The sequence below is a fragment of the Kitasatospora sp. NPDC056181 genome, assembly GCF_042266225.1.
Lineage (GTDB): Bacteria > Actinomycetota > Actinomycetes > Streptomycetales > Streptomycetaceae > Kitasatospora.
Window position 1 is genome coordinate 92,549 of sequence record NZ_JBHJUK010000009.1, and the last position, 21,894, is coordinate 114,442.

Annotated in this window: 18 protein-coding genes and 2 riboswitches; of the genes, 8 read left to right on the forward strand and 10 right to left on the reverse strand. The window is 72.7% G+C overall.

The features are described from left to right. Positions 1-328: 328 nt before the first annotated feature. On the forward strand, positions 329-2,122 hold the full coding sequence (locus ACFC1F_RS06530; protein WP_376156096.1) for an AMP-dependent synthetase/ligase: 1,794 nt from the start codon (positions 329-331) through the stop codon (positions 2,120-2,122). A 63-nt stretch (positions 2,123-2,185) separates the two neighbouring features. On the opposite strand, the gene ACFC1F_RS06535 is transcribed toward ACFC1F_RS06530, so the two are convergent. Further along, positions 2,186-3,322 carry a glycosyltransferase family 4 protein gene (locus ACFC1F_RS06535; RefSeq protein WP_376156098.1) on the reverse strand — a complete coding sequence of 379 codons (1,137 nt, stop codon included), beginning with the start codon at positions 3,320-3,322 and terminating at the stop codon, positions 2,186-2,188. 245 nt (positions 3,323-3,567) lie between these two features. Here ACFC1F_RS06535 and ACFC1F_RS06540 point away from each other — a divergent pair, with 245 nt between their 5' ends. Then, a complete protein-coding gene (locus ACFC1F_RS06540; RefSeq protein WP_307853068.1) occupies positions 3,568-4,980 on the forward strand; it encodes a glycosyltransferase family 87 protein in 1,413 nt (470 codons plus the stop codon). Here ACFC1F_RS06540 and ACFC1F_RS06545 read toward each other — a convergent pair. The 6 genes from ACFC1F_RS06545 to ACFC1F_RS06570 all read right to left on the reverse strand — a co-directional run bounded on the left by ACFC1F_RS06545 (position 4,977) and on the right by ACFC1F_RS06570 (position 12,256). After that, the gene (locus tag ACFC1F_RS06545; RefSeq protein ID WP_376156101.1) at positions 4,977-6,029 is read right to left on the reverse strand and encodes a hypothetical protein; all 1,053 of its coding nucleotides are present in this window, start codon (positions 6,027-6,029) and stop codon (positions 4,977-4,979) included. The genes ACFC1F_RS06540 and ACFC1F_RS06545 overlap by 4 nt on opposite strands. A 140-nt stretch (positions 6,030-6,169) precedes the next feature. Then, positions 6,170-7,234: an NlpC/P60 family protein gene (locus tag ACFC1F_RS06550; RefSeq protein ID WP_376156103.1), complete on the reverse strand. Its 1,065-nt coding sequence runs from the start codon at positions 7,232-7,234 to the stop codon at positions 6,170-6,172. A 226-nt stretch (positions 7,235-7,460) separates the two neighbouring features. Further along, positions 7,461-8,612 (reverse strand): NlpC/P60 family protein, encoded by a 1,152-nt coding sequence (locus tag ACFC1F_RS06555; RefSeq protein ID WP_376156105.1) that lies wholly within the window; start codon positions 8,610-8,612, stop codon positions 7,461-7,463. Positions 8,613-8,622: 10 nt separating this feature from the next. Beyond that, positions 8,623-8,777: riboswitch (cyclic di-AMP (ydaO/yuaA leader) on the reverse strand. A 326-nt stretch (positions 8,778-9,103) separates the two neighbouring features. Next, the gene (locus tag ACFC1F_RS06560) at positions 9,104-10,147 is read right to left on the reverse strand and encodes a C40 family peptidase (protein ID WP_209411916.1); all 1,044 of its coding nucleotides are present in this window, start codon (positions 10,145-10,147) and stop codon (positions 9,104-9,106) included. Positions 10,148-10,357: 210 nt separating this feature from the next. Further along, positions 10,358-11,755, reverse strand: coding sequence for an NYN domain-containing protein (locus ACFC1F_RS06565; protein WP_376156125.1), 1,398 nt, complete (start codon positions 11,753-11,755; stop codon positions 10,358-10,360). Between the two features lie 240 nt (positions 11,756-11,995). Further along, entirely contained in the window at positions 11,996-12,256 is a 261-nt protein-coding gene (locus ACFC1F_RS06570) for a hypothetical protein (RefSeq protein WP_148645478.1), read from the reverse strand. Positions 12,257-12,504: 248 nt separating this feature from the next. On the opposite strand from ACFC1F_RS06570, the gene ACFC1F_RS06575 reads away from it, so the two are divergent. Further along, positions 12,505-13,287 carry a rhomboid family intramembrane serine protease gene (locus ACFC1F_RS06575; protein ID WP_209411915.1) on the forward strand — a complete coding sequence of 261 codons (783 nt, stop codon included), beginning with the start codon at positions 12,505-12,507 and terminating at the stop codon, positions 13,285-13,287. Positions 13,288-13,328: 41 nt separating this feature from the next. Further along, complete coding sequence (locus ACFC1F_RS06580; RefSeq protein ID WP_376156107.1) at positions 13,329-13,610, forward strand: Lrp/AsnC ligand binding domain-containing protein; 282 nt, start codon at positions 13,329-13,331, stop codon at positions 13,608-13,610. 43 nt (positions 13,611-13,653) lie between these two features. On the opposite strand, the gene ACFC1F_RS06585 is transcribed toward ACFC1F_RS06580, so the two are convergent. The 3 genes from ACFC1F_RS06585 to ACFC1F_RS06595 form a co-directional block, all read right to left on the reverse strand. Further along, positions 13,654-15,030: an aminotransferase class V-fold PLP-dependent enzyme gene (locus tag ACFC1F_RS06585; protein ID WP_209411914.1), complete on the reverse strand. Its 1,377-nt coding sequence runs from the start codon at positions 15,028-15,030 to the stop codon at positions 13,654-13,656. A 50-nt stretch (positions 15,031-15,080) separates the two neighbouring features. Continuing rightward, a riboswitch (SAM riboswitch) is annotated at positions 15,081-15,198 on the reverse strand. Between the two features lie 133 nt (positions 15,199-15,331). Continuing rightward, positions 15,332-16,408, reverse strand: coding sequence for an anthranilate phosphoribosyltransferase (gene trpD / locus ACFC1F_RS06590; RefSeq protein WP_209411913.1), 1,077 nt, complete (start codon positions 16,406-16,408; stop codon positions 15,332-15,334). 172 nt (positions 16,409-16,580) lie between these two features. After that, a complete protein-coding gene (locus ACFC1F_RS06595; RefSeq protein ID WP_209411912.1) occupies positions 16,581-17,006 on the reverse strand; it encodes a hypothetical protein in 426 nt (141 codons plus the stop codon). A 396-nt stretch (positions 17,007-17,402) separates the two neighbouring features. Here ACFC1F_RS06595 and ACFC1F_RS06600 point away from each other — a divergent pair, with 396 nt between their 5' ends. From ACFC1F_RS06600 to ACFC1F_RS06615, 4 genes are all read left to right on the forward strand, one after another. Then, complete coding sequence (locus tag ACFC1F_RS06600; RefSeq protein ID WP_073923280.1) at positions 17,403-18,023, forward strand: heme-copper oxidase subunit III; 621 nt, start codon at positions 17,403-17,405, stop codon at positions 18,021-18,023. A 185-nt stretch (positions 18,024-18,208) separates the two neighbouring features. Then, entirely contained in the window at positions 18,209-19,018 is an 810-nt protein-coding gene (locus tag ACFC1F_RS06605; RefSeq protein WP_209411911.1) for a c-type cytochrome, read from the forward strand. Between the two features lie 8 nt (positions 19,019-19,026). Beyond that, a complete protein-coding gene (locus tag ACFC1F_RS06610; protein WP_376156109.1) occupies positions 19,027-20,082 on the forward strand; it encodes a Rieske 2Fe-2S domain-containing protein in 1,056 nt (351 codons plus the stop codon). Beyond that, positions 20,079-21,740 carry a ubiquinol-cytochrome c reductase cytochrome b subunit gene (locus ACFC1F_RS06615; protein WP_209411909.1) on the forward strand — a complete coding sequence of 554 codons (1,662 nt, stop codon included), beginning with the start codon at positions 20,079-20,081 and terminating at the stop codon, positions 21,738-21,740. Before ACFC1F_RS06610 ends, ACFC1F_RS06615 begins: the two co-directional genes overlap by 4 nt. Positions 21,741-21,894 lie beyond the last annotated feature (154 nt).

Consider the following 21,894-nt stretch of genomic DNA (forward strand, 5'->3'; position numbering starts at 1 on the left):
TGGCCCTCCGCGTCGTCCCTTGCTGCCGGCCCGGCCGAGCCTGCTCGGTCGGGTGCGCCCGGAGCAGGCTATCGCGCCCGGGGACGCCGTCAGGCCGGGGGCTCGGTGGGCCGCCGCGGCACCGGGGCCCGTGCTCCGGTGCCGTGACGGGCTACCGGTCGGTCACCCCGGTGCTGCCGTAGGGTGCCATTCGAACGACCCGGTCACGGCCTGGTCGGACCGGGTAAAGGTGTGACACTTCGAACACCGGAGCCGACCCCCCTGGTCGAAGCTGCCTACCGGGCAGTAACGTCCTGCCGTCCCGCAGCGTCGCGAACGAGGAGCAGTCTTGCTCGACTTCAGCCTTCCGGCCCTCTACCAGGTACCGAGCGGCGGTAACCTCTCCGACCTCGTGCACCAGAACGCCGAGCGGCACCCGAACGTCGCGGTGCTCAGCCGTAAGGTGGACGGCCAGTGGCAGGAGTTGACCGCCACCCAGTTCCTGGCCGAGGTGCACTCCGCCGCGAAGGGCCTGATCGCCGCCGGCATCGGCCCCGGCGACCGGGTGGGCATCATGTCCCGCACCCGGTACGAGTGGACGCTGCTGGACTTCGCGATCTGGACGGCCGGCGCGATCACCGTGCCGGTGTACGAGACCTCCTCCGCCGAGCAGGTCGAGTGGATCCTCGGCGACTCCGGCGCGGTCGCCGTCCTCACCGAGACCGACCGGCACGCCGAGGTGGTCGAGCAGGTCCGCGAGCGCCTGCCGGAGCTGAAGCACACCTGGCAGATCGAGGCCGGCGCCCTGGCCGCGCTGGCCGAGGCCGGGCAGCAGGTCTCCGACGCCACCGTCGACGAGCGCCGCTCGACGGCCGGCTCCGACTCGGTCGCGACCATCGTCTACACCTCGGGCACCACCGGCCGCCCCAAGGGCTGTCAGCTCACCCACGGCAACTTCCTCGCCGAGCTCGGCAACGTGACGGCCCGCATGGAGTCGCTGTTCCGGACCGGCGAGGGCTCCGTCCTGCTGTTCCTCCCGCTCGCGCACGTGCTCGGCCGGATCGCCGAGATCGCCGCCGCGATCGCGCCCATCAAGCTCGGCCACGTGTCGGACATCAAGGACGTCACGGCCGAGCTCGCGTCGTTCCGGCCCACGCTGATCCTGGGCGTGCCCAGAGTCTTCGAGAAGGTCTACAACACCGCCCGCGCCAAGGCCCAGGCCGACGGCAAGGGCAAGATCTTCGACAAGGCCGCCGACACCGCGATCGCGTACAGCCGGGCGCTGGACGCCGGCGGCGCGGGCCTGGTCCTGCGGATCAAGCACGCCGTCTTCGACAAGCTGGTCTACAGCAAGCTGCGCGCCGCCCTCGGCGGACGGGCCACCCACGCGATCTCCGGCGGCGCGCCGCTCGGCGAGCGCCTCGGCCACTTCTACCGGGGCATCGGCTTCACCGTCCTGGAGGGCTACGGCCTGACCGAGACCTGCGCGGCCACCGCGTTCAACCCGAACGACAAGCCGAAGATCGGCACCGTCGGCCAGCCGCTGCCCGGCTCGGCCGTGCGGATCGCCGAGGACGGCGAGGTGCTCCTGAAGGGCCCGCAGATCTTCACCGGCTACTGGAACAACCCGCAGGCCACCGCGGACGCCCTGCGGGACGGCTGGTTCGCCACCGGCGACCTCGGCTCGCTGGACGACGAGGGCTACCTCACCATCACCGGCCGGAAGAAGGAGATCATCGTCACCGCCGGCGGCAAGAACGTCGCCCCGGCGGTGATCGAGGACCGCATCCGGGCGCACGCCCTGATCGGCGAGGTGATGGTGGTCGGCGACCGCAAGCCGTTCATCGGCTGCCTGGTCACCATCGACGAGGACTTCTTCCCCAAGTGGAAGGAGCTGAACGGCAAGCCGGCCACCGCCACCATCGCCGAGCTGCGCGAGGACGCGGACCTGCTCGCCGCGGTCCAGACCGCGGTGGACGACGGCAACGCCGCCGTCTCGCACGCCGAGGCGGTCAAGAAGTTCCGCCTGCTGGACACCGTCTTCTCCGAGGAGAGCGGGCACCTCACGCCCTCGCTCAAGCTCAAGCGCAATGTCGTGCTGAAGGACTTCGCGGCCGACGTCGAGGCCATCTACCAGCGCTGAGGCCTTGTGCGGCCCGCCCCCTGAACGCCGGGGCGGGCCGCACCGGCCACGACCGGGCGGCCCTCAGCCGGCCAGCAGCGAGGTGAGCCGGCCGGCCAGCAGGTCCCACCGCCAGGAGCGGTCCACCCAGCGCCGCCCGGCCTCGCCCATCCGCCGGCGCAGCTCCTCGTCGTTCAGCAGCCGGACGATCCGCTCGGCCGCCGCGGCCGGCGAGCCGCCCGGCACCACGTAGCCGGTCTCGCCCTCCAGCACCGCGTCCGGCGCACCGCCGGAGTCGCCGGCCACCACCGGCAGCCCGGTCGCCGAGGCCTCCAGGTAGACGATGCCCAGGCCCTCGACGTCCAGCCCGCCCCGGCGGGTGCGGCAGGGCATCGCGAAGACGTCCCCGGCGCCGTAGTGCGCGGGCAGCTCCTCCCACGGCACCGAGCCGGTGAAGCGCACCGAGGCGCGCACGCCCCGGGCGTCGGCGAGCTTCTCCAGGTCCGCCCGGTACGGGCCGCCGCCGACGATCAGCAGCACGGCGTCCGGCACGTCCGCGAGGATCTGCGGCATCGCCTCGATCAGGGTGTCCTGGCCCTTGCGCGGCACCAGCCGGGAGACGCAGACCACCACCGGCCGGTCCGCCAGGCCGAGCCGCCGGCGCAGCTCGGCGCCGCCCGACTCCGGGTGGAAGGTCTGCTCGTCCACGCCCGGCGGCAGCTGCACCATCCGCGCGGCCGCCTCCGGGCCGACCGCGTCCGCGATCCGGGAGCGGGTGTACTCGCCCAGGTAGGTGAGGGTGTCGGTGCCCGCGCCGATCCGGCGCAGCAGCTGCCGGGCCGCCGGGAGCTGGGCCCAGGCGGCCTCGTGCCCGTGCGTCATGCCGAGCAGCCGGCCGGCCCCGGCGCGCCGCAGCGCGGGCGCCATCAGCCCGAGCGGGGCGGCCGCGCCGAACCAGACGGAGTCGCACTTCTCGGCGCGGAGGATCTCGGCGGCCCGCCGGGTGACCCGCGGTGTGGGAACCATCACCTTCGTCCGGTCCCGGATCACCGGGAACGGCTGCTCGGCGTCGAACCGGGCCACCTCGGTGCCGTCGCGCCAGGTCGAGGCGTACACCACGATGCTCCCGGCGGGCTGACGGACAGCCATGTTGTGGACGAAGGCCTGGATGCCGCCGGGGCGCGGCGGGAAGTCGTTGGTGACGATCAAGGTCTTGTGCATCAGGCCACGGCTCGCTCGGTCGGGGGGTGCTCGGTGTACCGCTGGGTGATCCGTACGATAGGTCAACACCATGACCCGCCGGGAACGGATCCGTGCACGGCAACCGTTTCACCCCCGGGTCTGTCCTAGTACCTAGGCAGCCGGTGGGGCCCGCCCGATCGACGGCGCAGTGGCCGACACCGACCGCCCGGGCGTCCGTCCCGCGACGCCTCCGGTGGGACGTCCGAGACGAACGAGGGAGCGCAGTGGAGTTGGCCCCGGCCACCGAGTCCGGTAACCCCGTCGGCGCCGACGGCCCCGGCACGGCACTGGCCGTCCGCCAGGAGCCCGTCCAGGCCCCCGCCCGCCCCTCCGGGCGCACCGGGGCGCTCTGTGCCCTCGGCGGGACCTGGCTGGCCACCCGGGCCCTGCTGCTGCTGCTGGTGACCGGCGTGCTGCGGATGCCCGGCGGGGACGTCACCACCGACGTCTGGCTGATCTACCACGGCTGGTACGGCGTCCTGCAGACCGGCACCTTCCCGCTGGACGACGTCACCTGGCAGTACCCGCCCGGCGCCGCCCTGGTCATCATGCTGCCGGGCCTGCTGCCCTGGTCCTACCTGGTCTCCTTCTGGGTGATCTGCGGGATCGCGGACGCCGCCGCGATGGCCCTGCTGGTGCGGACCGGGCTGCGCAAGGGCCGGGCGCTGACCGGTGCCTGGGTCTGGGTGGCCGGCGTCCCGCTGCTCGGCCCGATGATCTACAACCGGTACGACGTCATCGTCACCGCGGTCGCGGTGGCGGGCCTGCTGGCGCTGATCCGCCGCCCGGCGATCGGCGGGCTGCTGCTGGGCCTGGGCGGGATCATCAAGATCTGGCCGCTGCTCGGCCTCATCGGCACCCCGTCCGGCCGGCGCACCCGCCGCGCCTGGACGTCGGCGGCGGCCACCGCCGTCTCGGTCGGCTTCCTGCTCGCGGCCGGGATGAACGGCGCGTTCGAGTTCCTGACCTTCCAGAAGGACCGCGGCGTCGAGGTGGAGTCGGTCGGCGCGCTGCCGCTGCACTTCGCCCGGATCGCCGGGTCCTGGGACGGCAAGGTGATGATGAACTACGGCTCGGTGGAGATGCTCGGGCCGTGGGTCGACGTGGTCGGCAAGGTGATGATGGCCGGCACCCTACTGGGCTTCGGCTGGCTGCTGCTGTGGCGCTTCACCGCCAAGCGCCGCAACGCCGCCACCATGTACGACGCGGCGCTGACCGCGCTGCTGATCTTCACCGTGACCAGCCGGGTGATCAGCCCGCAGTACCTGGTGTGGCTGGTCGGCGTGGCGGCGGTCTGCCTGACCGTGCGCGGGAGCAGCCAGCGGCCGGTGGCGCTGCTGATCCTCGCGGCGACGCCGCTGACCCTGGTGGAGTTCCCGCTGATGTTCAGCGAGGTGGTCGGCAGCGAGCCGTGGGCGATCACCTGGCTGACCCTGCGCAACCTGCTGCTGGTGGCGGCCACCGCGGTGTCCTGCGTCCGGCTCTGGCGCTCCACCCGCGGGTCCGAGCAGCTGCCGCCCACCGTGGTGCTGGCCCGCCCCGAGCCGGCCTCCTCCTACCCGGTGCGACCCGGGATCGCGTACGAGCAGGACCTCCTCGACGGCATCGACCGGCCGACGGCCGGCGAGCGCCGCTAGTCCCCCAGCCGCCGGACCTCGGCGAGCCAGAGGCCGGTGAACTCGGCCAGGCCGAGGCCCAGTTCGGTCCGGAACACACGGTCCAGCAGCTGCTCCCGGTCGGTGCCCCGGCCCGCCGCCCCGACCGCGCGGTAGAAGGCGGCCAGCCGCTCGGGCCCGTACCGGCGGGCGATCAGCTCACAGGCCAGCCAGGCCTGCTCGTAGGCCTGGGCGATGCCGGCCGCCCCCGCCGTGAAGTCCTGGTCGGTGGGCAGCGCCGAGGGCAGCCTCCCGGCGGAGACGTCGCGGGCCAGCTCGGGGGCGATCTGCCGCGGGGAGCGGCCGGAGCCCCGGTAGCCGGTCCAGTCGGCGACGCCCTCGGAGAGCCAGAGCGGCGTCCAGGCGCGGGTGTCGGCCCGGGTCGCCACGTGCACGGCCTCGTGGGTGATCACCACCTGGCGGCCGAAGTCGCTGAGCCCGCCGTACGCCTGCGGGTTGAGCACGACCCGGTCGGCCGGGGTGTGCCAGGGCGCGCCCGGCGCCGCGGTGGTGACGGCCGCCATGGCGCTCCAGGCGGCCGGTTCGGCCTCCAGCAGCCGGGCGAACTGCGCCTCGGTGGCGGGCACCTCCAGCAGCAGCCGGTTCGCCCAGCCCGTGCCCCAGAGCCCGGCGACGGCCACGACGGCCCGGTCGGCGACGGCGGCCGGGCCGGCCGGGTCCGGCCCGCCGGCCACGCCGAGCACCAGGGCGCGCTCGCCGCGGACCGCCGTGACGGTGCCGAGGTCCCAGAGCGGCGGCGGTCCGCCCGCGCCCTCCTCCCGCTCGACCCGCCAGCCGTCGGCGGCGCGCAGCAGCGTGAGCCGGCGGGGGTGGACCACGGGGTACTCGTCGTACCCGGCCACCCGCACGGCGAGCTCGGCGTTGACGGTGAGCCGGTCCGGCGTGCCGGCCGGGCCGAGCACGAGGTTGCGGTAGCCCGCCTCGGCCAGCGGCAGCGCGGGCGGCCCGGCGGCCAGCGCCCGGGCCCGTGCGGCCAGCAGCGCCTCCACCTCGGCCCGGTGGTCGGCCACCCGGGCGGGTGCCGCCGGGGCGGCCCCGGGCAGCGAGAGCTGCGCCAGCCCGCCGGCGGCGAGCAGCAGCGCACCGCGCCGGGACAGCGCGCAGCGGCGTGCCCCGGCGTCGGCGGAGGAGGGGGTCGGGCCGGACCGGCTCAGAGCCGGATCACCCCCGCGACGGGCATCGCGTTGACGCTCTCGTACCGGACCTTGGCCCCCGGGTACGGGGCGTGCACGATCACCCCGCCGCCGGCGTACATGCCGACGTGGTGCATGTCCCGGTAGAAGATCACCAGGTCTCCCGGTCGTGCGTCGGAGATGCCGACCCGCCGGCCGGCGTACGCCTGGGCCTGCGAGGTGCGCGGCAGGGTCACTCCGGCCTGCCGCCAGCTCCAGTACATCAGACCGGAACAGTCGAACGCGCGGGGCCCGGTGGATCCGTACACATAGGGCGAGCCGATCATCCTCACGGCGGCGGCCAGCGCGGCGGCGCCGCGTTCGGACGCGGGCGGGGCGGTGCCCAGGTCGAGCCGGTCGGTGCCCCGGGTGGCACGCTGCTCGGCCTCGCGGGCGTCCTGGGCGGCCATCCGGGCCCGTTCACCGGCGCCCAGGCTGTTGAGCAGCTTCTGCGCCTTGGCCAGCCGCTGCTGGATCTGCTGCTTGCTCTCGGCGAGGGCGCGGCGGGTCTGGTCCAGTTCGACGAGCCTGGCGGAGGTCTCGGCGCGGCGCTGGTCGAGCCGGCGCTGACGGGCCACCACCTCGTGCAGCGTCTCGTTCTGCCGCTCGGCCGCCTGGTCCAGCGTGCGGGCCTTGGAGAGGTAGCCCTCGGGGTCGGCGGAGAGCATCAGCTGGGCGGTCTGCGCCATGCCGCCGCCGCGGTACTCGGCTCCGGCCACCGTGGCGAGGTCGCCGCGCAGCTGGTTGAGCTCGTCCTGGGCGACGGCGACCTGCTGCTGGAGGTCTCCGGTCTGGTGCTGGAGCCGCTGCTGTGCGTCGAGCGCCGCGTTGTACCGCTCCGAGGCCTGTTCGGCCTCGTCGTAGAGCTGCTCGACCTGTGTCTTGACGTCCTTGAGGCCGGACGGTGCGTCCGGCGAGCCCGGCGCGGCCTGGGCCGTGCCTCCGGTGGCCATGCCGAGCACGGTGGTGGCCGCCGCGGTCAGCACCAGCGCACGGGCGAGCGCGTGCGCACCTGACAGCGGGGAACGGCGGTGCACGGCCATGCGACGGTGGCTCCTGTCCTGCGGCCCGGCCCCGCCGCCGCACCGGGGGGCGGGCGGCTCTGGAGCGGGAGTCCGGTGGCAGACGTTAGCGAGTCCGGGCGATCGAGTCCAAACCCCTCCCAACCCGAATATTTGACTCCCAATCGGACATTCGGCCGAGCCACCGGAAAAGCCGCAGGCCCGGCCTCCCGCGAGGGGAGACCGGGCCTGCCGGGGCTGATGCGGATCAGACGCGCACGATTGCCGAGATCGGCAGCATGGTGGCGGTCTCGTACCGGACCACCGCACCGGGCTTCGGCGCGTGGATGACCTGCCCGCCGCCCACGTACAGGGCGACGTGGCTGGCGTCCGCGCGGTAGATGATGAGGTCGCCGGGCTGGGCGTTGGCGATGTTGGTGCCGATGTTGGTCCCGGCGCCGGCCTGCTGCTGCGAGGTGCGCGGCAGCGACACGCCCGCCTGGGCGTAGGCCCAGCCGGTCAGGCCGGAGCAGTCGAAGGAGCTCGGGCCGGTGGCACCGTAGACGTACGGCGAACCGAGCTTGCTCTCGGCGGCGGCGATCGCGGCGGCGGCGCGCGAGCCGTTGGCGGCGGGCGCGGACGGCGCGGCGGGCTTGCTCGCCGCCGGCGTCGAGGACGACGAACCGCTGAGGTCGGTGCGGGCGTTGTCGCGGGAGGCGCGGTCGGCGTCGGCCTTGGCCTTGGCGTCGGCCTTCGCGGCGTCCGCCTTCGCCTTCGCCTCGGCGGCGGCCTTCTCCTCGGCCGCGCGCAGTGCCTGGCGCTCCTGCTCGGTCAGCGTGTTGAGCAGGTCCTGGGCCTTGGCCAGCTTCGCCTGGACGTCCTCCTTGGACGCCTTCAGCTGCTGGGTGGTCGACTCCAGCTCGCCGAGCTTCGCCTGGGCCTCGTTGCGGTCCTGGTCGAGCTTGCGCTGCTGCTCCTGGAGGTCCTTCAGCGCGCCGGACTGGGTGCTGCTGGCCTGGGTCAGGGCGCCGGCCTGGTTCAGGAAGTTGTCGGGGCTGGACGAGAGCATCAGCTGGACGGTGGACGATATGCCGCCGTTGCGGTACTGCTCGCCGGCGATCTCGGCGAGGCCGCCCTGGGCCTCGATCACCGACGCCTGCTGACGGGCCACCTTGTCCTGGAGCTCGCCGACCTGCTTCTGCAGCTCCTGCTGCTTGGCCTGCGCGCCGTTGTACTTCTCGGTCGCCTGCTCGGCCTGCTCGTTGAGCTGGTCGACCTGCTCCTTGACCTGGTCCTTGGTCGGCGTCGGGTCGGCGTGGGCGCCGGACTGCGCGGAGAGGGCGACGGCTGCCGCGGCGACACCGGTCATGATCGAGACCCGGGCGCGGCCGGCAGGCTTGGGACGACGATGGGACGCCACGAAGGCGGACTCCTTCTTCCAACGCCCGCCTACCGGGTGAGCTGACGGGTTCGGGCCGGAAGCGTGCCCTACGACGCCTCACCGACCGCTCCAGCGGCCGACCTGGCGCCGATTCACCCCGGAGGAACATGGTTCCCCGGCTCCGCTCCACAGCGCCCCAACTACGGGGCTCCCCGTCGGACAGGTCGTGCGACCCGTCCCGCTGCTTCGACGAACTCGGCGGTAAACCCCCGCCGCCACCCAGGCTGGGTGATCGACTGTGCGGTGGTTCGAGACACGACCCTAGTAACAGAACCGTGATCCGTTCAAATCCTTGTCAGAAAAAAGACGGGAGAATACCCAAGTTCATTTGTGAATATGACCGGGCGTGACCAGCGCCGCACACGGAGCTGATCGCTTGTCACCGTGCGGCCGGAAACGCCGACGCCACCCCCGTCCGGAGGTGGCGCGGATCACAGGGCCGCGTCCCGGCCCTCGGGCGTGCCGGTCCGTCAGACCCGGCGGATGGTGTTGATCTTCATGGCGTCGGCCTTCATCACCTTCACCACGTCGCCGGTGTGCGGGGCGTGCACGACCATGCCGTTGCCGATGTACATCCCGACGTGGCTGCGGTCGTCGCGGTAGATGATCAGGTCGCCCGGCTGGGCCTCGGCGAGCGAGGGCACCCGGGTGCCGTAGTTGCCCTGGGCCTGCGAGGTGCGCGGCAGCGAGACGCCGGCCTTCCCGTACGCCCAGACCATCAGGCCGGAGCAGTCGAAGCCGCTCGGCCCCGTGGCACCCCAGACATACGGCGAACCCTGCTTGCTCATCGCGTTGGCGACAGCGGCACCGGCCATGCCGCTGCCCTGCGGCAGGCTGCCGAGGTCGGCCCGCTCGCTGCCGCGCGAGGCCCGGTCCTCCTGCTGCTGGGCGGCCTTCAGGGCGGCCCGGTCCGCCGCGCTGAGCGAGTTCAGCAGGTCCTGGGCGGCCTTGAGCTTCTGGTTGACGTCGGCCTTGGACTGGTTGAGGTCCTTGGTCGTGCTGTCCAGCGAGGCGAGGATCGCGGCCGCCTCGGCCTTCTGCTGGTCCAGCCGGCGCTGCTGGTCCTGGAGGCCCTTGAGCGCGTCGGCCTGGCTGGAGCTGGCCTGCTCCACGCTGGAGGCCTTGTCCAGGTAGCCGGACGGGTCGGAGGTGAGCATCAGCTGCACGGACGGGTCGATGCCGCCGGAGCGGTACTGCTCGCCGGCCACCGCCGCCAGACCGCCCTGAAGCTGGGTCATCTGGTCCTGGCCGCGTGCCACCTGGTCCTGGAGCTGGTCGGACTGCTTGCGGAGCTGGTCGGCCCGCTCCTTGGCGCCGTTGTACTTCTCGGTCGCCTGCTCCGCCTCTTCCTGGAGCTGGTCGATCTGCGCCTTCACGTCCTCCTTCTTGGGGGACGGGCTGGGCGCCGCGTGGGCGGCGACCTGGGCGGACAGGGCGACCGCGGTCGCCGCGGCAGCGGTGAGCACGGAGACCCGCGCGCGGCTCGGCTGCTTGGGACGGCGGTGGGAGGCCAAGGACCGGCTCCTTCTTCCAACGGACTCACCCGATCGAGTGAGAATCCGGAAAATAGGTTTGACGCCAGACCCTAGTGAAGATCCAGGCTTTGCGCCACTCCCCCGATGGCGTGAACTCCGGCCCGCCGCCCTGACTTCACAAGATCCCCACACCACCGCAAACCGGGCGCTGACCAGGCGTCATCCCCGTCGCGAAGGGCCTGCAACAGCCTACGGCCGGGCCAGCCGGTTCAGCAGCAGAATCGAGGCCACGGGGCGCGCGCCGGCCTTCCGCACGCCGTCGGCGACCTCCCGGTCCGTGGAGACCACCACGACCGGACGGCCCTGCGGCTCGGCCCGCACCAGGCGGCGGATCAGTTCGTCCGCGGTCTCCCCGGTCCGGCTGAAGCGGACCCGGACCCCGCGCGGCGGCGCCATGATCACCGGCACGTCCAGGTCCTGCCCGTCGAACACGCAGGTGACCTCCGCCTGGGTGCGCTGGGCCAGCATCGCCAGCCCGCCCAGCAGCCGGATCCGCTGCTGCTCCAGCGGCAGCGCCGGATAGCCGGTCTTGGTCACGTTGTAGCCGTCCACCACCAGGTGGACCTGCGGGATCGCCAGCAGCTGGTCCAGCAGCGCCGGATCGTCCTCCGCCAGCCCGCGCCGGGCCACGTCGTGCGGCGACGCCGACCCCGGCACCACCGCCTCCACCAGGTCGGCCGGGCGGATCTGCGACACCGGCAGCGCCAGCTCCCGCTGGATGCCCTGCGCCGACTGCAGCACCGTGTCCAGCAGCAGCCGCAGCCGCATGTCCTCGACGCTGCGCCCCTCGCGGGCGGACCGGCGGCCCTGCTCGACGGCGTTCTCCAGCTCGGAGATCCGGTGCCGCAGCCGGCGCGCCTCGCTCTCGCCCGCGCTGCGCTCGGCGGCGGACTGCGCCTTCAGCGCCTCCAGTTCGGCGCCGAGCCGGCGGGTCTCGGCCTGCGCGCGGCGGGTGTCGCTCTCCAGCGAGCGGAGCTTGCGGCGCAGCGAGTCCGCCTCCTTGCGGACGTCCTCGGACTCGGTCCGCTGCCGGTCCAGATCGGCCCGGGCGGCGGAGCGCACCTCGGCCAGCTCCGCCTGCAGCTTCTCCACCAGCCGGGCCGCCTCGGCGGCGGCGCCCTCGGCACCGGCCCGTTCCGCCTCCTCGCCGGCCTCGGCGACCAGCCGGCTCCAGCCCGCGGAGCGCACCAGGTAGGCGGCGGCGGCGACGTCCAGCGGATCGGCGGCCCCGGGCACGCTGCCCGACTCCAGCGCCTTGACCAGATCGGGCTGGCCCAGCCGCAGCCGCTCCGCTATCCGCACCCGGAAGGCCGGCTCGGACTCCAGGGCGGCGGCCAGCGCGGTGGCCGCGTACTTGGCCCGCCGGGCCGGGGTGAACTTGGCGTACTGGCGCAGCGTCTGCGGCAGCTCGCCGGGCGGCAGCCCGCCGAGCGCGTCCGCGGCGAGGCCGACCACCCGGCGGCGCACGCCCTCGGGCAGCGGCCGGTCGAGCCGCTCCGCCGCCCGCTCCGCGACCCTCCCGTCGGCCTGCTCTGCCGCCGGCTCGTCGCCGCCGGGCTCCTCGGCACCGGCCGTCCCGTCCGACACCGGGGCGCCTGCCGGGGCTGTCTCGGCCGCGTCCGGCGCCTGCGCGTCCACAGCGGGCTGCAGCCCCTGCGGCCCGGCGGGCTCCTTCGCTGCGTCCACCACGTCCTCGGCTCCGATCCTGGTCCATCGGCACGGCCAACGGCGGCCGTCCTCGTCGTCACGCTCCGTGCGCTCTGTCTGTATTGTCCCGTGCGGCGGGCGGCCGTGCCCCGCACCGCCGCCCGCCGCACGGGCCGGGCATCAACCCTGCTCCGAGGCCTCGTTCTCCTCGGCCCCCGGGCGGGCCACCAACTCGACCTGGTCCACCGCGTTGCACCAGCGGCAGCGCACCGACTCGATGGTCTCGCTGAGCACCTCGGTCTCCTCGACCTTGGACTCGCCGGCCAGGTCGAAGTGGAGGAACTCGGTCAGCCGGGCGGAACGGGTCACGTCGAAGCGGGTCAGGTTGCCGCACAGGGTGCAGCGCCAGCGCGTCTCGGCGGTCAGGGCGGGGACGGTCATCGGGGGTCCTCTCGGGTGGTCCCTGGGTGGGCTCAGGCGCTCCCCCCGGAGCCCCGGCATCGGCGGCGGGAGGCGGGAATGCCCGCCCCAAGCCTATTGCCTGGGGCAACCGTCCCGGCCACCGGTTTCGACCATTGGACCCCCTCGGCAGGACCGCGAACCCCCTGCCCGGCGGGTACCGGACACCCCCTAGCCCACCTGCCGTAAGCCCCGTGCCGCCCGGGCCGGGCGGAGGGATGCTTGGCCGCATGGCGATCCCGGTCCTCGACCACACCGGTGCGCCGGGCGAGCGCCCGGCCGCCGCCGTCCCGGCCGTCTGCTACGCGCTGATCGCGCTCAACACCCTGGTGTTCCTGCTCGGCCCGGCCGCCGGGCTCAACCCGCTGTACGGGCGCGGCCAGGACCGGGTCTGCGCGGAGCAGCGGTACGAGCAGCGCTGGGGCGCCGTCCCGGCCGAGCTGCTGGCCGGGCGCCCGCTGACCGCCGGACAGCTCGCCGAGGCCCCCGACCCGGTGCCCGGCTGCCCGGCCCGCCCGACCCCCGGCAAGCACCCGGCGCTCACCGTGCTCAGCGCGCTGTTCCTGCACGCCGGCTGGCTGCACCTGCTGGGCAACCTGCTCTTCCTGTACGTGTTCGGACCCACCGTCGAGGAACGGTTCGGCCGAGCCCGCTTCGCCCTCTTCTACCTGGCCGCCGGCTCACTGGCGACGTACGGCTTCGCGCTGGCCGAGGCGCACTCGCCGGACGCGACCCGGGTGCTGATCGGCGCCTCGGGGGCGATCTCGGCCGTCCTCGGCGCCTACCTGCGGCTGCACCCGCGCGCCCGGGTCACCACGCTCGTCCCGCTCCTGCTCCTCCTCCCGCTGCGGTTCCCGGCCTGGCTGGTGCTCGGCCTCTGGTTCGCCCTGCAGTGGTGGTCGGTGCACTCGGCCGGGCCGGGCGTGGCCTACCTGGTCCACGTGATCGGCTTCTCGGCCGGCTTCCTCTACGCCTGCACGCTGGCCACCCGCCCCCCGCGCCCGCCCGGCTGACGCCCGATACCCTGGCCGCACCTCACAAAGGAGCGCGAACAGTGATCACCGCCATCGTCCTCGTCAAGACCAGCGTCGACCGCATCCCGGAGATCGCCGAGGCGATCGCGGCCATCGAGGGCGTCAGCGAGGTCTACTCGGTCACCGGCGGCTACGACCTGGTGGCGATGGTGCGGGTGCGCCGGCACGACGACCTGGCCGAGGTGATCCCCGGCCGGCTGAACAAGGTCCCGGGCGTGGCCCACACCGAGACCCAGATCGCCTTCCGCACCTACTCCCAGCACGACCTGGAGGCCGCCTTCGCGCTCGGCCTCGACGAGTAGGGCCCGGCCGGCCGACGGGTGCTCAGCCCCTCCCGACGGGTCCTCAGCCCTCCCGGCGGGTGTCCACGACGCACCGGCCGCCCTCGTTGCGGTAGTTCCAGGCCGCGCCGTCCGTGACCAGCTCGCGGACGGCGGTCAGGAAGCGCTCGATGTGCTCGTCCGGGGTACCGGCACCGAAGCTGACCCGGATCGCGTTCAGGCTCCGCTCGCCCGGCAGCGACGGCTCGGGCGCACCGCACGCGGAAACCGGGCCGGGAGCAACGCCGGACTCCTCGCCGAGCAGGGTGCGCACCAGCGGGTGCGCGCAGAACAGGCCGTCGCGCACCCCGATGCCGTACTCGGCGGAGAGCGCGGCCGAGAAGTGCGAGCTGTTCCAGCCCTGGACGACGAAGGAGAGCACGCCCACCCGGGCGGAGCCGGCGCCGAACAGGTTCAGCACCTTGACCTGCGGGACCTCCGCCAGGCCGGCCGTCAGCCGCGCGATCAGCTGCTGCTCGCGGGCCTCCAGCGCGTCGAAGCCGGCCTCGGTCAGCGCCCGGCAGGCCGAGGCGACGGCGTAGGCGCCGATCACGTTCGGCGAGCCGGCCTCGTGCCGCGCCGGGCCGGTGTGCCACTGGACGGCCACCGAGCCGTCGGTCTCCCGGGCCACCGTACGGGTGGCGCCGCCGCCGGCCAGGTACGGCTCGGCCGCGTCCAGCCAGTCGGCGCGCCCGGCCAGCACCCCGGCGCCGAAGGGCGCGTAGATCTTGTGCCCGGAGAAGGCGATCCAGTCCACGTCCAGCTCGCGCACCGAGACCCGGTGGTGCGGGGCGAGCTGGGCGGCGTCCAGCACCACCCGGGCGCCGTGGCGGTGGGCGGTCGCTGTCAGTTCGGCGACCGGCCAGAGCTCACCGGTGACGTTGGAGGCACCCGTGACGCAGAGCAGCCTGGGGCCCTCGGGGGCCCCGGCGAGCGCGGCGTCCAGGGCGGCGACGGCCTCCGCCCGCGACCGCGGGGCGCGCAGGTAGGTGACGTCCAGCCCGGCGTGCGCCCAGGGCAGCAGCGAGGCGTGGTGCTCGGTCTCGAAGGCGAAGACCCGGGTGCCGGCCGGGACGGCGCCGGCCAGCAGGTTCAGCGAGTCGGTGGTGGCCCGGGTGAAGACCACCTGGTCGCCCTCGCGCAGGTCGAGGAACTCGGCGACGGTGCGGCGGCTCTGCTCGAACAGGTCGGTGGAGAGCTGCGAGAGGTAGCCGGCACCGCGGTGCACGCTGCCGTAGTAGGGGGCGTAGGCGGCGACGTCGTCCCAGACCCGCTGGAGCGCCGGAGAGCTGGCGGCGTAGTCGAGGGCCGCGTAGCCGACCTTCTCGCCGCTGGCGAGCGGGACCTGGACGTCGTGGCCCAGGACGGCGAGGGGGGCGCAGATCTCGGTGGCGAGGGACATGAGGATGCACTCCTTCTGGGGAGAGGACCCCGGGAGTGCGTGTCAGCCGGCGTCCGCGCTTGTCACGCGGACGGATTGCCGCGGGACCCGGTCCTCACCCAGGGCACCCCGCCACGGACGGAGGGTTGCCGGACAGCAAGCTGGGGCTTGACGCTGTCACTCATGACCTGGCCACGACTCTAGGTCGCGTTCCGTCGGGTGGTCAAACAGGGTTCCACCATCCGGACACCGTCGTTCCCGGGTGCCGGAAGCGTGCGAAGGGGCCCGCGGGAGCAGCCTCCCGCGGGCCCCCGACAACCCGTCAGGCCTTGCCGGTCGCCTCCGACCAGCGCTTGAGCAGCTCCAGCGCGGCACCCGAGTCGACGGCCGCCGCGGCCCGCTCCATGCCCGCCGCCAGCTGCCCGGCGAGCGGCGCGTCGGTGAGCTCCAGCGCGACCAGCGCCGCGGCCGTGTTCAGCAGGACGGCGTCCCGCACCGGCCCGCGCTCCCCGGCCAGCAGCCGGCGGGCGACGTCCGCGTTGTACGCCGGGTCCGCTCCGCGCAGCGCCTCGATGCCGACCAGCTCGATGCCGAGCTCGCGCGGGTCGAAGGTGGTCTCGGTGACCTCGCCGCCGCGCACGATCCAGACCCGCGAGGTGGTGGTGATGGTCAGCTCGTCGAGGCCGTCGTCGCCGCGGAAGACCAGCGCGCTGGAGCCGCGCCGGGCCAGCACCCCGGCGATCAGCCCGGCCAGCCGGGTGTCGAAGCAGCCGATCGCGTGGGCCGTCACTCTGGCGGGGTTGGTCAGCGGACCGAGGATGTTGAACGCGGTCGGCACCCCGAGGTCGCGCCGGGCCGTCGCGGCGTGCCGCATCGACGGGTGGAACATGGCGGCGGAACAGAAGGTGAGCCCGATCTCCTCGGCCACCTCGGCCACCCGCCGGGCGGACAGGTCGAGGGCGATGCCCAGCTTCTCCAGCACGTCGGAGGAGCCGCTCGCCGAGGAGGCGGCCCGGTTGCCGTGCTTGACCACCTTGGCGCCGGCCGCCGCCGCGACGATCGCCGACATGGTCGAGATGTTGACGGTCTTGGCGCGGTCGCCACCGGTGCCGACGACGTCCACCGCCGGGCCGGGGATGGAGAGCGGCTCGGCGTGCGCGTACATCGCGTCCACCAGACCGGCGATCTCGCCGACCGTCTCGCCCTTGGCCCGCAGCGCGACCATGAAGCCGGCCACCTGGGCCGGGGAGGCCTCGCCGCTCATGATCCGGTCCATCGCCCAGGCGGCGTCCGCCTGGGCCAGGTCCTCGCCCCGCAGCAGTGCGGACAGGATGTCCGGCCAGGTGCGGACCACCTGCACGGGGTCCTTGCCGCCGTTCGCAGGGTTCACGTTCACCATGGCTGACTCCAGCTCTCGTCGCTTCCCGGAAAGGGATCTCCGTAGGGTTGGAGCCAGCCTATCGAGCGGCGGGACGCCGCCGTCCCGCCGCGACCCTTCTTCTCTCCTGGTGAGATGCGCGCCGTGCCGCGACCCCTCTTACGGGTGGCCGGAGCCGGCGGGTCGGCCGTCGCTACCGGGTGGCCGGCGCCCGCTTCGCCAGCCGGGCCCGGAGCAGGGTGGCGGCGGCCTCGGCCAGCGCCACCGGGTCCACCGGGCGGGAGATCGCCGCGTCGGCCCGGCTCCAGGCGGCCAGCCAGGAGTCCTGCGGCCGGCCGATCAGCACCAGCACCGGCGGGCAGCCGTAGATCTCGTCCTTCAGCTGCCGTCCGAGTCCCAGCCCGCCGGCCGGCACCGCCTCGCCGTCCAGCACGCAGAGGTCCACGCCCCCCTTCTCCAGCGCCTTCAGCACCGCGGGGGTCGTCGCGCACTCCAGGTAGGTCAGTTCCGGCAGATCCGCGGCGGGCCGGCGGCCGAGCGCCGTCAGCACCTGCTCGCGCGTGTTGCGGTCGTGGCTGTAAACGAGAACGGTCAGCGTCTCGTCGGTCGTGTACGCCATGGGCCCTGCTCCCTCAAAGTGTGATCCGGACCACGTTCGCCTCCACCGGATGCTACTCCCGATCACCGGCCGCCGAGGCCGTCCCGCGCGATCGTTCTCAAGCCGCCGCGCCCAGGACTCACCCGCCCGGAGGACCTCGCGTCACCCCCGACGGTGCAGTCCACCCGTACGGCCGACGCAACGGCCGGTCCCCTTACCCCCCGCGGCCCCGGCGGCCGTGCAGCGACACGCAGGGCAACGGGGTCGAAGGGGCCTTCGAGGAACCGTCAGAAAAGGGACACGCCGCTGCTCAGCCCCCATCCGGACGCCCCGTCGGGTCCCACTGGGGCATACCGCACGCACCGGACACTCCGAGGGACACCCCCCGGCGTGAAGACGGAATAAGGGACCGACATAATGTCCGTCGTGGCGACAGCAACAGCAGTAGAAACCGGGCACGCGCACGGATCGGTCAACCGGCCGAACATGGTCAGCGTCGGAACGATCGTCTGGCTCAGTTCCGAGTTGATGTTCTTCGCGGCCCTCTTCGCGATGTACTTCACGCTCCGCTCCGTCAAGGGAGCCGAGTTCTGGAGCGAGAAGGCGCACGCCCTCAACGTGCCCTTCTCCTCGGTCAACACCACGATCCTGGTGCTCTCCTCGCTCACCTGCCAGCTCGGCGTCTTCGCCGCCGAGCGCGGGGACGTGAAGAAGCTCCGCTCGTGGTTCGTCATCACGTTCGTGATGGGCGCGATCTTCATCGGCGGCCAGATCTTCGAGTACACCGAGCTGGTCAAGAAGGACGGCCTCTCGCTGTCCTCCGACCCGTACGGCACGGTGTTCTACCTCACCACCGGCTTCCACGGTATGCACGTGACGGGTGGTCTGATCGCCTTCCTGCTGGTCCTGGGACGGACGTACGCAGCCAAGCGCTTCACTCACGAGCAGGCCACCGCCGCGATCGTGGTGTCGTACTACTGGCACTTCGTCGACGTCGTGTGGATCGGCCTGTTCGCGACCATCTACCTGATCAAGTAACCAGCTGATCAGGTCGCTGGCCACCGGCCGGGCCCCCGCCCTCACCGGCGACGGGCCTCTTTGCCGGTGCCGACGCTCCCACCGACCGACCGCGCGCGCAGCCCTAGACAGGCAGCCTCGTGCCGGCCAGACCGGCCGCCGGGTGCACCCACCAGTCGACCAGATCCTGACACCGGGGTTATTCCGTGAAAAAGCTCTCCGCACGACGGCGCCACCCATTGGCGGCGCTGGTCGTCCTACTTCTCGCCCTGGCGGCAACCGGGGGGCTGTACGCCGCGTTCGCGCCCGCCGACAAGGCGCAGGCCGACGTCGCCGCGCAGTCGCTCGCGATCGATGAGGGCAAGAAGCTCTTCGCCGTGGGCTGCTCCTCCTGCCACGGCCTGAACGGCCAGGGCAGCAGCGACGGCCCCAGCCTGGTCGGCGTCGGCTCCGCCGCGGTCGACTTCCAGGTCGGCACCGGCCGCATGCCGGCCCAGCAGCCCGGCGCCCAGGTGCCGCGCAAGAAGGACATCTACTCGCAGGCGGAGATCGACCAGCTCGCCGCCTTCGTGGCCTCGCTCGGCCCCGGCCCGGTGATTCCGAGGGAGGAGCAGTACACCTCGACCAACCCCGAGGACCTGTCCAAGGGTGGCGAGCTGTTCCGCACCAACTGCGCCCAGTGCCACAACTTCGCCGGCCAGGGCGGTGCCCTGACCAAGGGCAAGTACGCCCCGTCGCTGGAGGGTGTGGACGCCAAGCACATCTACGAGGCCATGCAGACCGGCCCGCAGAACATGCCGTCGTTCCCGGACACCACCATGCCCGAGGAGCAGAAGAAGCAGATCGTGGCCTTCGTCCGCCACACCACCAACGATGAGCCGAACCCCGGTGGTCTCACGCTCGGCAGCCTCGGTCCGGTGACCGAGGGCCTGTTCGGCTGGATCTTCGGTCTCGGCGCGCTCATCGCGGTCGCGATCTGGGTCGCCGCCCACACCACCAAGGCCAAGAAGTCATGAGCCACGACATGTCAGAGAACCTCCCGGAGTCGCACGGCTCCGCAGGGCACCACGAGGTGGCCACCCACGGCGATCCGTTCGCCGACCCGGGCCTGCCGGCCCACGAACCGCGTCGCACCGACATCGACGAGCGGGCCGCCAAGCGCGCGGAGCGCCAGGTCTCGCTGATGTTCGTGGTCTCGATGCTCGCCACGATCGGCTTCATCGCCTCCTACGTGGCCATCGACCCGGACAAGATCATCTACGTCTTCCCGCTGGGTCACATCAGCGCGATGAACTTCGCGCTGGGCCTGACCCTGGGCGTGGCGCTGTTCATGATCGGCGCGGGCGCGGTCCACTGGGCCCGCACCCTGATGTCGGACCACGAGATCCCGGCCGAGCGTCACCCGATCGAGGCCGACGACGAGGTCCGCAACGACGTCATCGAGCAGTTCAAGACCGGTGCCGCCGAGTCCGGCTTCGGCCGCCGCAAGATGATCCGCAACACCCTGATCGGCTCGATGGCCCTGGTGCCGCTCTCCGGCGTCGTGCTGCTGCGCGACCTGGGCCCGCTGCCCGAGGACAAGCTGGAGCACACCGGCTGGATCGAGGCCACCCCGGCCAAGCCGCTGCAGCTGATCAACATGAACACCAACCTGCCGATGAAGGCCGAGGACGTCATCCAGGGGTCGCTGACCTTCGCGATGCCGGAAGGCCTGCACACCCACGACGAGGACTTCCAGCAGCGCATCGCCAAGGACGCCCTGATGCTGGTGCGCATCGCGCCGGAGGACATCAAGGACGAGAAGTCCGCGGAGCTGGGCTTCGAGGGCATCCTCGCCTACTCGAAGATCTGCACCCACGTCGGCTGCCCGATCAGCCTCTACGAGCAGCAGACCCACCACGCGCTCTGCCCCTGCCACCAGTCGACCTTCGACCTGGCGGACGGCGCGCGCGTCATCTTCGGCCCGGCGGGCCACCCGCTGCCGCAGCTGAAGATCACCACTGACGAGAAGGGCTTCCTGGTCGCCAACGGCGACTTCGACGAGCCCGTCGGCCCGAGCTACTGGGAGCGTGCTCGATGAGTAGCGCGAGCAGCACCACCTCCGGTGCCTCCAAGCCGGCCAGCACGCGCGCCAAGCCCGCCAACAAGTGGGAGCAGGCCGCTGACTGGACGGACGGCCGGCTGGGGATCTACTCCCTCGCCAAGGCCAACCTGCGGAAGATCTTCCCGGACCACTGGTCCTTCATGCTGGGCGAGATCTGCCTCTACACGTTCATCATCATCATCCTGACGGGCGTCTACCTGACGCTCTTCTTCAAGCCCTCGATGGGCGAGGTCATCTACGACGGCTCGTACGTCCCGCTCAAGGGCATCCCGATGTCCGAGGCGTACGCGTCGACGATGGACATCAGCTTCGAGGTCCGCGGCGGTCTGCTGGTCCGTCAGATCCACCACTGGGCCGCGCTGGTCTTCGTGGCCGCGATGCTCGTGCACATGCTGCGCGTCTTCTTCACCGGCGCGTTCCGCAAGCCGCGTGAGATCAACTGGGTCTTCGGCTTCCTGCTGCTGGTCCTGGGCATGTTCGACGGCTTCTTCGGCTACTCGCTGCCCGACGACCTGCTCTCCGGCACCGGCATCCGGTTCATGGAGGGCGCCGTCCTGGCGACCCCGCTGATCGGCACCTACATCCAGATGTTCCTGTTCGGGGGCGAGTTCCCCGGCCACGACATCGTGCCGCGGTTCTTCACCATCCACGTCCTGCTGATCCCGGGCATCATGCTCGGCCTGCTGGTCGCGCACCTGATCCTGGTCTTCTACCACAAGCACACCCAGTGGGCGGGCCCGGGCAAGACCGAGAAGAACGTCGTCGGCATGCCGCTGATGCCGGTCTACATGGCCAAGGCCGGTGGCTTCTTCTTCCTGGTCTTCGGTCTGATCGCGGTCATCTCGGCCGTCTGCTCGATCAACCCGATCTGGGCGTACGGCCCGTACCGCCCCGACCAGGTGTCCACGGACGCCCAGCCGGACTGGTACATGGGCTTCTCCGAGGGCCTGATCCGCATCATGCCGGGCTGGGAGATCAGCCTCTGGGGCCACACCCTGAACCTGGGTGTCTTCATCCCGCTGATGGTGGTCTTCCCGCTGGTCCTGGTCTCGATCGCCGCCTACCCCTTCATCGAGGGCTGGATCACCGGCGACAAGCGCGAGCACCACATCCTGGACCGCCCGCGCAACGCCCCGGTCCGCACCGCGCTGGGTGCCGCCTGGATCAGCCTGTACCTGGTGCTGCTGGTCGCCGGTGGCAACGACCTCTTCGCGACCCACCTGCACCTGTCGCTCAACGACGTCACGTACTTCGTCCGGGTCGGCTTCTTCGTGGTGCCGGTCCTCACCTTCATCATCACCAAGCGCTGGTGCCTCGGCCTCCAGCGCCGTGACAAGGAGAAGGTGCTGCACGGCCGCGAGACCGGCGTCATCAAGCGCCTGCCGCACGGCGAGTTCATCGAGGTGCACGCGCAGCTGCCGCAGGGCGACCTGCACAAGCTCACCTCGCACGAGCAGCAGCAGCCGTTCGAGCTGCCGTCCGAGACGGACGAGAACGGCGTGGCCCGCAAGGCCGGCGTCCTCACCCGCACCCGGGCGAAGCTCTCCCGCGGCTACTTCGGCGAGGGCAGCCAGATCCCCAAGCCGACCGCCGAGGAGCACCACGAGATCACCAGCGGCCACGGCCACCACTGATCCCGTACGCACCCCGCGTCACCCCGAGGGGGGGGGGGGGCCCACCCCGGCGGTGGGGGGGGGCCGCGGGGGGGGGGGGGCGGGGCCGCCCCCCCCCCCCCCCCCACCGGGCCCCCCGGGGGGGTGGGGGGGGCCCCCCCCCCCCCCCCCCCCC

Excerpts from the sequence above, each read along its gene's own strand:
- ACFC1F_RS06570 (WP_148645478.1), bottom strand. The coding sequence starts at position 12,256 with ATGACCGTCCCCGCCCTGACCGCCGAGACGCGCTGGCGCTGCACCCTG.
- ACFC1F_RS06615 (WP_209411909.1), top strand. The coding sequence starts at position 20,079 with ATGAGTAGCGCGAGCAGCACCACCTCCGGTGCCTCCAAGCCGGCCAGC.
- ACFC1F_RS06550 (WP_376156103.1), bottom strand. The coding sequence starts at position 7,234 with ATGGCCGTGCACCGCCGTTCCCCGCTGTCAGGTGCGCACGCGCTCGCC.
- ACFC1F_RS06600 (WP_073923280.1), top strand. The coding sequence starts at position 17,403 with ATGTCCGTCGTGGCGACAGCAACAGCAGTAGAAACCGGGCACGCGCAC.
- ACFC1F_RS06535 (WP_376156098.1), bottom strand. The coding sequence starts at position 3,322 with ATGCACAAGACCTTGATCGTCACCAACGACTTCCCGCCGCGCCCCGGC.
- trpD (WP_209411913.1), bottom strand. The coding sequence starts at position 16,408 with ATGGTGAACGTGAACCCTGCGAACGGCGGCAAGGACCCCGTGCAGGTG.
- ACFC1F_RS06575 (WP_209411915.1), top strand. The coding sequence starts at position 12,505 with ATGGCGATCCCGGTCCTCGACCACACCGGTGCGCCGGGCGAGCGCCCG.
- ACFC1F_RS06595 (WP_209411912.1), bottom strand. The coding sequence starts at position 17,006 with ATGGCGTACACGACCGACGAGACGCTGACCGTTCTCGTTTACAGCCAC.
- ACFC1F_RS06610 (WP_376156109.1), top strand. The coding sequence starts at position 19,027 with ATGTCAGAGAACCTCCCGGAGTCGCACGGCTCCGCAGGGCACCACGAG.
- ACFC1F_RS06585 (WP_209411914.1), bottom strand. The coding sequence starts at position 15,030 with ATGTCCCTCGCCACCGAGATCTGCGCCCCCCTCGCCGTCCTGGGCCAC.